Origin of the sequence: Ruminococcoides bili (genome assembly GCF_040093295.1) — a bacterium.
GTDB classification, from domain to species: domain Bacteria; phylum Bacillota; class Clostridia; order Oscillospirales; family Acutalibacteraceae; genus Ruminococcoides; species Ruminococcoides intestinale_A.
This window is the reverse complement of sequence record NZ_JBBNJY010000007.1, coordinates 1-13,752: the sequence shown is the minus strand read 5'-3', so window position 1 is coordinate 13,752 and position 13,752 is coordinate 1. Positions and strand designations below refer to the sequence as shown.

The window sequence follows — 13,752 nt, the reverse complement described above, 5'->3', positions numbered from 1 at the left end:
CCAAGGATTTGATACATTTTCATTATATAGGCAGAATGGTAAAAAATCAATCTAAATATTAAATATTCACTAAAATATTAAAGAAAATACAAAAAAAGAGCCATACCTAACAGTATGACTCCTAAAATTTCAGTAATTTTTAATTAGCAGAAGAATACATCCATTGAACTTTCTTCGCCGTCGGCAACAAAATATGCTTTGTTTTCGTCAGGCTTGAGGTAAATTGAAATTTCCTTTGCATCTTTACCGTATGTAGCTTTAACATTATTAATAATGTCTTCTACCGAGTTCTGCTTGTTGTTAAACTCAACAATAAAGTTTACCTTTGTTTCAGTTTTAACTTCTGCAGGAGCTTCAGCCTTTGTCTTAGCAGCCTTTGCTGCGGCAGCTACGGCAGCAGGTTTCTTTGGAGCAACCTTTTTAGGTGCGGTTTTCTTTACAGGAGCTTCCTTTACGGGAGCAGTTTCTTTTACAGCAGTTGCAGTAGCCTTTGTTTCTACCTTAGCATCCTTGGCAGCTGCCGATTTTGTAGCAGTTCTTCTTGTTGCCATTGTAAAATCCCTCTTTCTCAAAATATAAATAAATACATAAAATCACTGTGAAATAACAATAAAAACAACTATTTTTATTTACATATATTATACAATTCAAAGTACAAAAAGTCAATAAAAGCAAATAATTTCAGCGGATAATACATATTTGTAAAATTATTTTCTTTTCATTGGTTAGTTTGCACCATATGCTCGACATAATTTTGTACAAAATGATATTTTTCTATGATATTAATTTTTATATACCTCCAAAATTCAGCTGTATTACTGCGTAAGCATTGAAAAAATGAGTTATTGTGCTATACTTAAATGTGTTTTATTTTTAGGGGGAAAAGGAAATGTTAGAAAACTTTATTGTAGTTGCACAACAGGTACTTGTGCTGTTTATTTTGATTTCGTTGGGCTTTGTTTGCGGTAAGAAAAAAATCATTACCGATGTATCCGCAAAGCATATAAACAACCTTGTTTTGTACTTTGTTACACCGTGCGTTATGGTGTCTGCTTTTCAGCGTGATTTTACACCCGAACTTTTGGGCGGACTCGGAATTATGGTGATTTGCGCAACAGCCGTTATGGTTGCAACCATACTTTTGGTAAGCCTTATTTTTAAGGGTAAGGACAGCAAAAAAAGAGTGTTGAGATTTGCAACAGTTTTTTCAAACTGTGCGTTTATGTCGTTCCCGTTGCAGGAGGCTGTGCTCGGTGATGACGGTTTGTTTTACGGCGCAGTGTTTGTAGCTGTGTTCAACATTCTTGTATGGACATACGGACTTGTATGTATGAGCGGAGATATTAAAGAAATTTCTGCCAAAAAGCTGATTACAAACCCGGGTATTATCGGTGTTGTAATTGCGATAATTATTTTTGTGCTTAACATAAGGCTTCCGTATATGGTAGGTCAGCCTGTTGAATATATGGCGGCTTTAAATACACCGTTGCCGATGATGATTATAGGTTACTACCTCTCCGAGGCAGACCTTAAAAAAGCATTTTCAAATGTATCTGTTTATGTTGCAATGGGATTAAGACTTGTTTTGGTACCTGTTATAACCGCAATTGTGCTTTATCTGTGCAAGGTGGAAACAACTCTTGCGGTTGCCTGCGTAATCGCATCTGCCGCACCGACTGCCGCTACAACTACAATGTTTGCGGTAAAATACAATAAAGATACCGAACTTTCGGTAAGTATTGTGGCGGTTACTACAGTATTTTCAATCATAACTATGCCGCTTGTAATTGCGTTTGCGCAAACACTGACAGCATAAACGGAGGATATTATGCCAAAATCATCGGGACAAAAGCTTAAGCTTTTATATCTGCGTGACATTCTTCTAAAGAGAACCGACGATAACCATGGAATGACTGCGACTGAAATTATTGACGCATTAAGTGAATTTAATATAAAGTCCGAGCGAAAAAGTCTTTACGATGATATCAGCTCTCTCCAAACGTACGGACTTGACATTGAAAAAATCAAATCAAATACCACAAGGTATTATGTCGCTTCAAGAGATTTTGAGCTTGCGGAGCTTAAACTGCTTGTCGATGCAATTCAAAGTTCAAAATTTATTACACGCAAAAAAAGTATGGAGCTTATCGAAAAAATTGAGGGACTTGTAAGTAACTTTCAGGGAAAAGAACTTAAGCGTGATGTCTTTATTACAAACAGGGTAAAAGGTCTTAACGAAAAAATATATTATGTTGTCGATACACTGCAAACTGCGATTTCCAATGACCGAAAGGTCAGCTTTTTGTATATGAAGTGGGATATAGGGCAGGGTGCAAATATTGTAAAAACCGCAAGGCGTGACGGCAAGAGATATGTAATTTCACCGATATGGCTTTGCTGGGACGACGAAAATTATTATATGATAGGTTACGACAGCGAGGCGGATAAGATAAAGAATTACCGAGTAGATAAGATTGAAAGCGTTGAAATACTTGAAGACAAGCGTGAACCTAATGACGAAATACAGAAATTTGACGGCGCCGAATATACAAGAAAGATTTTCTCGATGTACGGCGGAGAGGAATTTGAAGTTACAATGCTTGTTAATAACGAACTTGTAGGCGTAATTGCAGACAGGTTTGGTGACGATATTTTTATTGTAAAAGAAAACGATAATCAGTTCAGGTTCAGTGCAAAAATTTCAATAAGCAGTCAGTTTTATGCCTGGGTATTCGGACTGGGCGGAGGTGTTAAAATCTTGTCACCGCAAAGGGTGGTAGACGGATTTAAAGAACATCTTAATTCTGTAAATAATAATTATTCGGCAGATAATAATGACAACTGACAATGTCTGATTTTTAAGCTTTATATATACAAAGTTGTTTTTATGGCAGTGATTTTTGTTTTATTGAAAATCACTGCCGCTTTTTGATATAATAATAATCATACGCACAAAATATAAAATTTTATTATAGTAAAATTTTATCTTATTAAAGATATTGAGTATAATTAATTAAAAATTATGATAATAAAAGATAACAAAAAGTAAAATTTTACATTCGGATGAATAATTTGTATAATTTTGCTTTATTTTGTTCTGTATTGTATTGACAATAAAACATTTTTGTATTATTATATTTGTAAAACAAAATAATATTATTAAAGGGGTAATATCAGTGGCAATAAGATTTTTGAACTCTGTAACATCTACAAGTTCAAGCTTTCGAGTTTCGTGCGGAGAGCTTGTTGTGGATGATTTATGGAGCGTTCATCACGAAGTAGAGATGGGTGTTGTCAGGAGCGGTTCTATTACAATTGAAACCGCAATCGGTGTTGAACAGCTCAACAAAGGCGATATTTTCTTTATCGCACCAAACCAGAAGCACAGATTTGACAACAACAACAATGTGTATATTGAGATTATGCTTTTAAATCTTAATGACGGCGCAAATCTTACACAGCAGTATATTCCGAATGTAATTATAAAGAGCATAGTAGGCGGAAACTGTACTAAGTTTTTCTCTTTTAAGCCGGGGGAGGATTACTACAATAATGTTTCCGAATGTTTTGAATCTGCTTTTAGGGCAGAGGTTGACAAGCCGAGAGGATTTTATCTTCTGGCAACAGGTAAATTTTATGAACTTTACTATTATTTGTTTGCGTCAGAAAAGTTAGAAATTTACGATATTGAAACACAGGGCAAAAAGGATAGGGCTTTGCGCAGAGTTACAGAGTATATCAACGAGAATTTCTGCAATCTGCTTACTCTCGACATTATTGCAGAGCACACAAACTTGAGCAGATATTACATTTCGCATCTGTTTAAAGAGCTTTTGAACACAACTTTCATTAATTATCTTAATGAACTTCGTTTGTCAAGAGCGGCACTTTTGCTTACAACAACCGATACTCCTGTTATTGAAATCGCAGGAAAATCAGGTTTTAATAATATTTCTAACTTTAACAGAGCGTTCAAGATGTACTACGGCATTACACCGTCAAAGTACAGAAAATCAGAGCGCAGTAAAGCTAAGGTTTAAAATTTTAATTTAACAGGCAGTCAGTCTTATGGGGTTATAGAAACTGACTGCCTGATTTTTTGTGTTTTTTATTAAAAATTGGGGTAATTTATGGTTTAGCGGAATATTCGTAAAACAATTATAAAAGTTAGGTCAACCTTTAAAAAGGCTTGACCTAAAATTTTTAATTATTTTCCTGTCATTTAGAAAATATCTATGAAAAAAAGAGTTATTAGCTTTGTAATGTAAGTTTTATCAGTAGTTACCTTACACATATATAATACCATACGAACAGTGACAACAGTGTGACAAAATATTGGTAGTTTTCCGAAATTTAAACATTTTTTTAGAAATTAATCAAAAATATCGTTTGTCGGGTTAGATTTGACCTTTTTGTGTACTTTCAGAGTGTTGTTATTGTCGCAAAAAGCAATGAAAACTTCGCTTGTTTTTATATTTTGCTTTTTGAGTTCTTTTTTTAACCACTCAATATTATTTCCCGTGGCTTTAAGATTTCTTTCCAAAACCTTGCCGTCCTGTATAACTACCGCCTCTACACCGGATTGAAGAACCGTAATTTTCATATCATCGGGAGTGAGCGGTCGATTTTTGTCTTTCGGTAAAATTGAAAGCTGACCGTTGCTTTCAAGGATAACGGTTTGTATCTCATCAAAATTAAAATATCCCTTTGAACGGCACATTACCAAAATTTCATTTATATCTATCTTTGCGGTACTTAAGTTTTTGTTGTAAAATTTGCCGTTATCGTAAATTATAATAGATTTGCCCGTAATGAATCTTCTTAGAAGAAGCGACTTTTGCGATAGGAAAGTCAACATAATTGCTATAAGCGAGTAAATAACCATAGCCATTACACCGTCGTAAATATCGGTAAATTCGCCTGTCGCCAGTTCGGCGGCGATTGAACCTATTGTAATACCGTTGATGTAGTCAAACATATTAAGCTCTGACATCTGCTTATTTCCCATCAGCTTTGCAAGCAAAAACAGGACTGTAAGCGAGATCGGTGCGGTTATAAATACTCTGAAAAAATCCATAATAACCTCCTGTGCTATGGTTATTATGGATTTCTTTTTTTATTTTATTCGTTTTTGAATTTTATGTTAGGCGATTTATGATTTAGCTGAGGAATTTCGTTTAAATGATTTAAAAATTCAGGTCAAGGTTGACCAAACTTTTATAAAACCTTACCGATTACCAAGGCTTGATTGTGCCTGTGAGTTCTGTAACGCTCTTCATACCGTTTTTATCAAGGTATTCATTAATTCCCTCGGCAATTTTAATCGGTGCGTATGGGTCAGAGAAGAATACTGTGCCAATCTGCAATGCGCTTGCGCCTGCAATCATCATTTCAACTGCGTCTTGCCATGTGCTGATGCCGCCCATACCGATAATCGGAATTTTAACGGCATTAGAAACCTGCCAAACCATTCTTACTGCAACGGGGAACACTGCAGGGCCGCTCATTCCGCCTGTATTGTTGCGGATAATCGGGCGCTTTGTGTTTATGTCTATTCTCATACCTGTTAGTGTGTTAATCATCGAAATTGCGTCTGCGCCATTTGCCTCTGCCGACTTAGCAATCTCGGCAATATCCGTAACATTCGGACTTAGCTTTACAATAAGCGGTTTTGTGCAGTGCTTTCTTACCGCACTTGTAATTGAACCTACCGATTCACAGCTTGTACCGAACTGAACGCCGCCGCTCTTTACATTAGGGCAGGAAATATTCATTTCTATCATATCAACATCAGTTGAAGAAAGTTTTTCTGCCATTTCGCAGTATTCTTCCGGAGTGTTGCCGGCAATATTTGCGATAACTCTTGTGTTTTGCTGTTTAAGCCAAGGAAGATCGTCGTTTATAAATACATCTACGCCCGGATTTTGAAGTCCGACGGCATTTAAAATACCCGACGGAGTTTCTGCGATTCGTGGCGGCGGGTTGCCGTCACGCCTTTTTAAGGTAATTCCCTTGCACGAAATACCGCCAAGTTTTGAAAGCGGATAAAATTCGCCGTACTCCTTACCGAATCCAAATGTGCCCGAAGCGGCGATAAGCGGATTTGAAAATTCTACTCCGTCAATTTTTACAGATAAATCAGCCATTAAAATACAACCTCCTCTGCGTTGAATACAGGTCCGTTTTTGCAGACATGCTGCATAATTTCTTCACCGTTTTTGCGTACCTTAACGGCGCAGACAAGACAAGCGCCGATTCCGCAAGCCATTCTTTCTTCAAGTGAAATCTGACAAGGCTTTTTAAATTCTTTGCAAACTTGAGCAATTGCCTTAAGCATCGGGGTAGGACCGCAGGCGCAAACCTCGTCAACTTCATTTATCTTTTCTTTAAGTACATCTGTAACAAATCCGTGTACGCCTGCACTGCCGTCATCTGTTGTAAGTACAAGCTCGGCGCCTGCATTTTTAAAATCATCTTGTAATATAATAAGGTCTTTGTTACGGAAACCCGTGATAACAAGCGGATTTTCGGTTTGCTTTGCTGTATAGAGCATAGGAGGAACACCGATGCCGCCGCCGATAAGGCAGTAGCGCTTGCCTTTTTCAATATTAAAGCCGTTGCCAAGCGGAGCAAGAATATCTACAGCTTCACCCTTTTTCATTTCGGACATAATCTTTGTGCCCTCGCCCTTAACCTGATAAACAAGGCGGAGTACGCCGTTTTCGCTGTCGCACACCGAAATAGGTCTGCGCAGAGTTTTTGACGGAACATATACATGGGCAAACTGACCGCATTTTGCAAGCGGTGCAAGTTCGTCATTTTTTACACGCATATCAAAAATTCCGTCTGCAATTTCTTCATTTGACAAAAGCTCAAAGGCTTTAACATCATATTTCATATATTTCTCTCCTTTTGCAACAGAATGATTTATTTAATTAATATAGTTTAATACTATGGTAATAACACGCAGGGTATCGTTTTTATATGCATAGCTTGAGGTGTCAAGCTCGACTTCTCCCCAAAGCATATTGTTGGCGCTTTCAATGTAGTTTACTACATAACCGTCTTGTACAAGTGTTGAATAAGCGTCTTCAAAGTCAAGACTGTCATCAACAATTATGTTGAAATAATTGTCACCGTTTACGGCGGAATTTGCAAGTGCATTTGAAATTGTATTGTCATTTTCTTCATCAAACGCATAGAGGATAGGTGCAGTTTGATTATAATAATTGTACTCGGTAGAATTACATTCGGGCACATAGAGGTTGCCGATAAGGTTTTCGTCGTTATTATAATTATCGGGTTCTATTTCATCAAAAAGGTCATCTGCCCTGTGCGAGGAATACATTTGCTCGTCTGTAAGATTAAAGTAGTAGTAGTTGGAAAAATCATCTTGCGAGTCGTTCCATGTTACATCGACCTGATACCAATTACCGTCAATTTTTGCGCAGTTCCATTCGTGTCCGACATCATCGGTCATTCCCGCAATACTTACACATTCAATGCCGAGCTTGTTGCACAAAAGCTGAAATGCCCTGGCATATCCTTCACATATGGCTTTGCCGTCAACAAGAACTCCGTAGGCGGTACTGACATTTCCTTTTGTGTTATTGTTGTAGGCAGCCTCGTCATCATATACGCAATTTGAAATAATATAATCGTTGACATACTTTTCACGCTCATACTCCGAAGAATACATAGTTGCGTTGTTTACAAAGTTGTTGAGCGCCTCGTTAAATTTTTCTTTTTGTGTTTCAAGCGTTGTGCCTGAAGAAATATAGAAAAGTTCTACATATGTTGAACCGTCGTAATCGTAGTAAGAAAATGTGTTTTTTATCCAGAATATATCGGGGTGGTCGTTTTTAAAAGCTATTATTGCCTCGTAAATATCTTTTTGCGTAAGCGTGCCCGTACATTGTATTTCTGCGGGAACGGGTTTTTGACATTCGTTTTCAATTTGTGCGTAAAGATTTTTAATGTGTTCGTTTGTTATTGCCGAATAGCTGTACGATGTTTGCTTCGGCTCCGGTATCTCTGACAAAAGCGCTTCACTTTCGCTTGTCGGCTTAAAATCAGAATTGTCGAAAATCTTAAATTTAAGAGAACAGCCGGCAATTGAAAAACATAGCGCCAAAGGCAAAGCAGCCGCAAGTGCTTTCTTTGCAACAGTCTGTATTTTATGGATGTTCAAAAAATCATCTCATTACATATAATATATCATTTATAATTTTACTTTATTTTGGCTTTATAGTCAATTCAAAATTTATTTTTTGAAAAATTGTTGCAATTAGTGCAACTTTTAGGATTTTTTTATGCATAGTTGGAGGTGAATAATTTGATTATTTTTAACAAAGAAAAGTACGAGGGTATTGCCGCAGAAGATAATGCGGGGATTGTGGGCGAAAACCTTGTGAGTAAAGTTGAATTTACAGTGAATGATTTTGTCGGCAAAAATACGATTGCCGCAATTCATTTAAGATTTAAAGACGGCAGTGTAAACACGGTTGCACCGCAAACCGTAAAAACTGTTAACAACAGCACATATATAATGTGGAAAATCGGGAAAAACGATATTTTCTGTCACGGCTGGGTTGAGATTCAGCTTGAATTAAGAGAGGAGGAAACCACTTTGCAGACTGATATTGTAAGATTGTTTGCGGGAGAATCCATACCGATTGAGGACAAGGGATTCACCAATCCAAACAGCGAAACGCTTGCATTGAGAGATGAGGCAAAAAAATGTTGGAATAAAATTGCAGAGCAAAATAAGCAGATTGAAAACAATATAAAAGTTATTGCCGACAGCGACATTACTCTTAAAGAAGAAAAAGCAAATAAGGTTACGCTTAAGGCCGATGTTACGGAAGAAAGCTATCCGAGTGTTGCATATCTTGAAAACTATTATTATGATTATGATGATGTTGATGATGAGATACAAAACCTTAAAAGCAGTGTCGACACAAAGCTCAATTTAAAAGCGGATAAGGCGGATACTCTTGCCGGTTACGGAATTACCGATGCTTACGACAAAACATATATAAATAGATCGTTAAACAATAAACTTAACAAAATGCCGTTTGATACCGTGCCTGCGGCAAACAGCCCAAATTATGTTACAAGCGGCACTGTGTATAACAGTGTTAATTCGCTTAGGCAGACCGTTGTGCAGAACAAAGCCGATATAGAAAAATCGCTTGCAAACAAATATGATGCGGCGAATAACGAAATCGGTTCGGGAGAATTATCTCCGGCGCAGACAATTTATGAGGGCAGTGAGGGAAACTTCGTTTACGCAAAGAACGGCGACGCAGTTACTGTGTCTGTAAATATTACAAGTATGTTGGCGGATAAAAACTATTTGCAAATGTCGGGTTTGCCGTTCCCGTCAAAAGCAGAAAGTAGACTTGCAAGTATTGCCGTATATTCTACAAAGAATAACTTGCGTAATGTGAGAATAGACGGTTCGTGGATTTACATAAGTGCACCGTCCGATAAATTTGTTGAAGATGAAAAAATGAATTTTGTTGTTACATATATTATTCGCAGATAGGAGGATTAAAATGGAGGTTACAGAAAAAATTACGCTTGATATGCTTACAAAAGAGGGAGTGAGCGTGTTAAGACAGAAATTTATAAACATTAACGATGTTGAGGTACAGGTTGGTGAAAATGTCCGCAATGCTTTTACAAACTGTGAAGATGACAGAAAAATTTTAAAAGAACAGCTTTCGGAAGATTACTACAACGCAGTTATGGCAGTCTGGGGACTTTAAACATCACAAAAGCGCAATCGTGTTGCAGACGATTGCGCTTGCTTTTTTTGTTTGAGTGATTTTGTTTAGCAGGTATGCATAGTATAATTTTACAAACATTTTCCAATAACGGCAATTGCGTTTGAACGACAGATTTCTTGTGCATTTTCCCGCAGATTTGCGGCAAAAATATTATCGCCGCACCGTACACCGTATTCGTGCAAAATACGCTTAAATCTTTTTGGTATTGCCGGATAATCAAAAATAAGGTAGTAAACTCCGTCTTTTTCATAGGCAGAATTTTTGTTGCAGCACACATTCTGTTTGTAAAGCAACTGAATTACATCAAGAAAATTCTTGCTGTTGCCCACATCGTAGCAGCTGCATTTTTTACCGTTTTGCAGTCTGTATTTTTTCCTGTTTTTATCCTCAACCGTCAGCAGCAGCATACAACCGTCAACAGTCGGAAGCGCCTCCACAATCATTCGTTTATCTTTTATTTCTATATCTGTTTTAAAACAGGCTATCTGCAAAATTCGCATAAGTATCTTTCTGGAATGGCTGTCATACAGGCTTAAAGTATCATAATCAAGCGAAAAATCTCGCATATCTTCATCGCAGAGAGTTATCAGTATTTTATTGCTTTTTATTTTATCAATCGTCAAAAAATCTCCCTCCTCACATTGTGCTTTGCCGCAAAATTATTCTTATATATATTATGATGAAATGCCGTTTCCTGCAAGTAATTATTTTTGGAAATATACCAAGCAAATTATAGTAATATTTTTGTTAAAACGCATAATATGCTTGTCAAAAATCCTCAATAATGTTACTATGTTATTGTAATAATAAAAATTAACAAAAGAAAGGATGCTTTCTATGCCACAATGGCTCAACGATTCGGTTTTCTATGAAATTTACCCGCAAAGCTTTTATGACACCAACGGTGACGGTATCGGTGATATTAACGGTATCATCGAAAAACTCGACTATGTAAAAGGGCTCGGCTGTAACGCAATCTGGCTCAACCCCGTTTACGATTCACCGTTTATGGACGCAGGTTATGATGTTCGTGACTACAAAAAGGTTGCTCCACGCTACGGCACAAACGATGACCTCGTAAGACTTTTTGACGAGGCTCACAAAAAAGGAATGAAAATTCTCCTTGACCTCGTTCCCGGCCACACATCGGACACTCACCCTTGGTTTTTAGAGTCTAAAAAAGCTCAAAAGAGTGAGTATACAAACCGTTATATCTTTACAAAATCAGTATGGGACGCACCGCCGCAGTACAGAATGATGTGCGGTATCTGCGAGCGTGACGGTAACTATTTGGTAAACTATTTCAGCTCACAGCCTGCTCTCAACTACGGTTTTCACGAAATCACACATCCGGAGTGGCAGCTGCCGTGCGACCATCCGGACTGCCTTGCTACAGTAGAGGCAATCAAGGGCATTATGCGTTTCTGGCTTGATAAGGGCGCAGACGGTTTCAGAGTTGATATGGCAGACTCGCTCGTAAAGAACGATGATGAAAAGGTTGCGACAGCAAAAATCTGGCGTGGTATCCGTGAAATGCTCGACAAAGATTATCCTGAGGCTGCAATGGTAGCCGAATGGTGCAATCCCGAAAGAGCAATCAACAACGCAGGTTTCCATATGGACTTCTATCTTGACCACCACGGCAACGGTTACAGCAGACTTTTCCGTTACGGTGATGATGACGGCAATAAGGGTATTTTTAATCCAAACGGCAAGGGCGATATTAAGAACTTTACAGACGAATATCTCCCTGCTTATGAGCTTTCAAAGAATAACGGCTACATCAGTTTTATGACAAATAACCATGATATGCCGAGAATGACACACTACTTTGGTATGGATGCAATTAAACTTGCGTATGCAATGATTTTCACTATGCCGGGTGTTCCGTTCCTTTACTACGGTGACGAAATCGGTATGAAATATCAGGAAAACCTTGTAAGCAAAGAGGGCGGTTTCAGCCGTACAGGTTCGCGTACACCAATGCAGTGGAACAGCGGTAAAAACCTCGGCTTTTCTGCAAGCGATACACCTTACCTCCCTGTTGATACTGACGAAAATGCACCGACTGTTGAAAATCAGCAGAACAACCCTGACAGTATTTATAAGGTTGTTACAGACATTATTGCCATTCGTCACGCAAACGATGACCTTCACGGCAACGGTGATTTTGAAATGATTTTCGAGCCGGGTAAATTCCCGTTCGGATATAAGAGAGGCAAGTTTGTAATGCTCTTTAACCCACTCGGCAAAGACAGCGAAATCGAAATCAATGCTAAGGGCGCTAAAAAAGTATATGAAATCGGTACAACAGAGGTTGCTGACAATAAGGTAAAAATGTCGGCACAGAGTTTTGCTATGCTTGAATTTTAATAGATTTATTTAAAAGTTACGGCGGCAATCCTATTCGGATTACCGCCGTTTTTGTTGATGATTATTTGTCAAAGTCGGAGTAAATTATAGTTTAGCAAATTGCTTAAAGTTATCCCAATATTTAGAATAGAACATTGTTAATTAGACTGTCCGGCTTGAATTAAAATTTATGCATTAACATCTGCATATTTTAATGTCATATTAACGCAAAACTTATTGTCGACATCAACAGCTTCAAAATATCCGCCATAAACCTCTGCCATATTTCTCATTGAACGCAGTCCAATTCTTCCGCCTTTATGTTTTGTGGACTCATAGCCTCGGTCACTTTTCTTTAAATCTCCGCAAAAATTATTCGTTGCAGCAATATAAATATAGTCGCCCTTATAGTCGATTGACAAATCAAAATATTTTCTGCCCTCGCTTATTGTTTTGCATGCGGAAATTGCATTTTCACTTAAGTTTCCTAAAATACCGCAGAAGTCAACTTCGGGTATTTCGGATTTAGGAGGCATATTTATTTTCCAAGTAATATCTATTTCATTGTCAATTGCGCTTTGGCGATAATAATTCAGCACTGCGTTTATAGCGTTACTGCTGCATAATCTTACGGGAGCAGTAATATTAAGTGCCTGATAGTACTTGCAAAGGTATTTTCTCAATGAGTCCAAATCGCCCTCGTCAAGCAAACACTGTGCAAGATGTACCGAGTGTTTTAAATCGTGTCTGGCTTTTGTGGTTTGATTAATATATGTTTGCAGAGATTCGTTATAGCTTGTCTGTATTTCAAGCATAAAGTTCTGTTCTTCAAGCTTGGTCTTTTCAATTGTAGTTTTACTGAATATGTAAAACAGCGCAAATACCAATATATACAGCAAAAATATAATACTGTTAATCATTAACGCCTTTATGCCAACCATTCCCACACGCAAATTCAAATATGTGATCGGTATGGAGTAAATATTTAACAGAGTTACAATAATCGGTAAAACCATAAATGAATACCAAAGCTTTTTATATTTAATGTTATCTATCATCCAGGAATAATATTTCAGCATAGGATACGCAAGTATTGCCATAAAGAACAAACTTATTCCCATAAACAGCAAATCAAACGAAAAACTTATTCCGTAATCCATTTCCGGCTTATAAAACGATTCAATTTCATAAGTAAACAGTGAGAAAGTCGAAAACAGACATATAACGCTCAAAAACACAAACAGAGTTTTGGCAAAATCTGTTTTTACCGTATACCGTAACAGTAAAAAGCAGATTATCATATCGGGCATAAGCATCGTGTTTATCGTACGAATGTTAAAAAGTACCGTTATTAAAGAAGATACCGTTGCAATAATTACAAAAGCCCCCGCCAAAAGCAAAGCAATTTTTTTAACCGAAAATTTAAGCTGATTTTTCATCGGCAAATAACACATTATACTTGCGGGAATGATTATAGAAAAAGAAAAAAGTCCCTTTAAAAATGACCCGACCCCCAAAAGTTAGACCTAAAAAATCTAACTTTGGAGGTCGGTATTTTTATGTCAAAATACAGTTATGAATTCAAGAAGAAGGTAGTAATGGACTA

Annotated in this window: 13 protein-coding genes; 6 read left to right on the top strand and 7 right to left on the bottom strand. The window is 37.4% G+C overall.

Annotated elements, in window-relative coordinates; all coding sequences use genetic code 11:
* Positions 1-143: 143 nt before the first annotated feature.
* Complete coding sequence (locus AAAY30_RS03615) at positions 144-551, bottom strand: DUF6465 family protein (protein WP_499215829.1); 408 nt, start codon at positions 549-551, stop codon at positions 144-146.
* A gap of 338 nt (positions 552-889) precedes the next feature.
* Here AAAY30_RS03615 and AAAY30_RS03610 point away from each other — a divergent pair, with 338 nt between their 5' ends.
* The 3 genes from AAAY30_RS03610 to AAAY30_RS03600 all read left to right on the top strand — a co-directional run bounded on the left by AAAY30_RS03610 (position 890) and on the right by AAAY30_RS03600 (position 4,040).
* Complete coding sequence (locus AAAY30_RS03610) at positions 890-1,816, top strand: AEC family transporter (protein WP_302186815.1); 927 nt, start codon at positions 890-892, stop codon at positions 1,814-1,816.
* Positions 1,817-1,828: 12 nt separating this feature from the next.
* The gene (locus tag AAAY30_RS03605; RefSeq protein ID WP_482643445.1) at positions 1,829-2,845 is read left to right on the top strand and encodes a helix-turn-helix transcriptional regulator; all 1,017 of its coding nucleotides are present in this window, start codon (positions 1,829-1,831) and stop codon (positions 2,843-2,845) included.
* Positions 2,846-3,176: 331 nt separating this feature from the next.
* On the top strand, positions 3,177-4,040 hold the full coding sequence (locus AAAY30_RS03600) for a helix-turn-helix domain-containing protein (RefSeq protein WP_295053322.1): 864 nt from the start codon (positions 3,177-3,179) through the stop codon (positions 4,038-4,040).
* Positions 4,041-4,372: 332 nt separating this feature from the next.
* Here the strand turns inward: AAAY30_RS03600 and AAAY30_RS03595 are convergent, their stop codons facing one another.
* From AAAY30_RS03595 to AAAY30_RS03580, 4 genes are all read right to left on the bottom strand, one after another.
* The gene (locus AAAY30_RS03595) at positions 4,373-5,077 is read right to left on the bottom strand and encodes a DUF421 domain-containing protein (RefSeq protein ID WP_186936111.1); all 705 of its coding nucleotides are present in this window, start codon (positions 5,075-5,077) and stop codon (positions 4,373-4,375) included.
* Between the two features lie 157 nt (positions 5,078-5,234).
* On the bottom strand, positions 5,235-6,146 hold the full coding sequence (locus tag AAAY30_RS03590) for a dihydroorotate dehydrogenase (protein WP_252558787.1): 912 nt from the start codon (positions 6,144-6,146) through the stop codon (positions 5,235-5,237).
* A complete protein-coding gene (locus AAAY30_RS03585) occupies positions 6,146-6,898 on the bottom strand; it encodes a dihydroorotate dehydrogenase electron transfer subunit (RefSeq protein WP_418525761.1) in 753 nt (250 codons plus the stop codon). The genes AAAY30_RS03590 and AAAY30_RS03585 overlap by 1 nt, the downstream gene beginning before the upstream one ends.
* Before the next feature lie 33 nt (positions 6,899-6,931).
* The gene (locus AAAY30_RS03580) at positions 6,932-8,191 is read right to left on the bottom strand and encodes a transglutaminase domain-containing protein (RefSeq protein ID WP_295053326.1); all 1,260 of its coding nucleotides are present in this window, start codon (positions 8,189-8,191) and stop codon (positions 6,932-6,934) included.
* 144 nt (positions 8,192-8,335) lie between these two features.
* Here AAAY30_RS03580 and AAAY30_RS03575 point away from each other — a divergent pair, with 144 nt between their 5' ends.
* A complete protein-coding gene (locus AAAY30_RS03575) occupies positions 8,336-9,550 on the top strand; it encodes a hypothetical protein (protein ID WP_295053328.1) in 1,215 nt (404 codons plus the stop codon).
* Positions 9,551-9,560: 10 nt separating this feature from the next.
* Positions 9,561-9,773 carry a hypothetical protein gene (locus tag AAAY30_RS03570; protein WP_022234557.1) on the top strand — a complete coding sequence of 71 codons (213 nt, stop codon included), beginning with the start codon at positions 9,561-9,563 and terminating at the stop codon, positions 9,771-9,773.
* An 89-nt stretch (positions 9,774-9,862) separates the two neighbouring features.
* On the opposite strand, the gene AAAY30_RS03565 is transcribed toward AAAY30_RS03570, so the two are convergent.
* A complete protein-coding gene (locus tag AAAY30_RS03565) occupies positions 9,863-10,417 on the bottom strand; it encodes an adaptor protein MecA (protein WP_295057081.1) in 555 nt (184 codons plus the stop codon).
* A 214-nt stretch (positions 10,418-10,631) separates the two neighbouring features.
* On the opposite strand from AAAY30_RS03565, the gene AAAY30_RS03560 reads away from it, so the two are divergent.
* Positions 10,632-12,167 (top strand): alpha-amylase family glycosyl hydrolase, encoded by a 1,536-nt coding sequence (locus tag AAAY30_RS03560; protein WP_499215830.1) that lies wholly within the window; start codon positions 10,632-10,634, stop codon positions 12,165-12,167.
* A gap of 167 nt (positions 12,168-12,334) precedes the next feature.
* Here the strand turns inward: AAAY30_RS03560 and AAAY30_RS03555 are convergent, their stop codons facing one another.
* Positions 12,335-13,585 carry a sensor histidine kinase gene (locus AAAY30_RS03555; protein WP_499215831.1) on the bottom strand — a complete coding sequence of 417 codons (1,251 nt, stop codon included), beginning with the start codon at positions 13,583-13,585 and terminating at the stop codon, positions 12,335-12,337.
* Between the last annotated feature and the right edge of the window lie 167 nt (positions 13,586-13,752).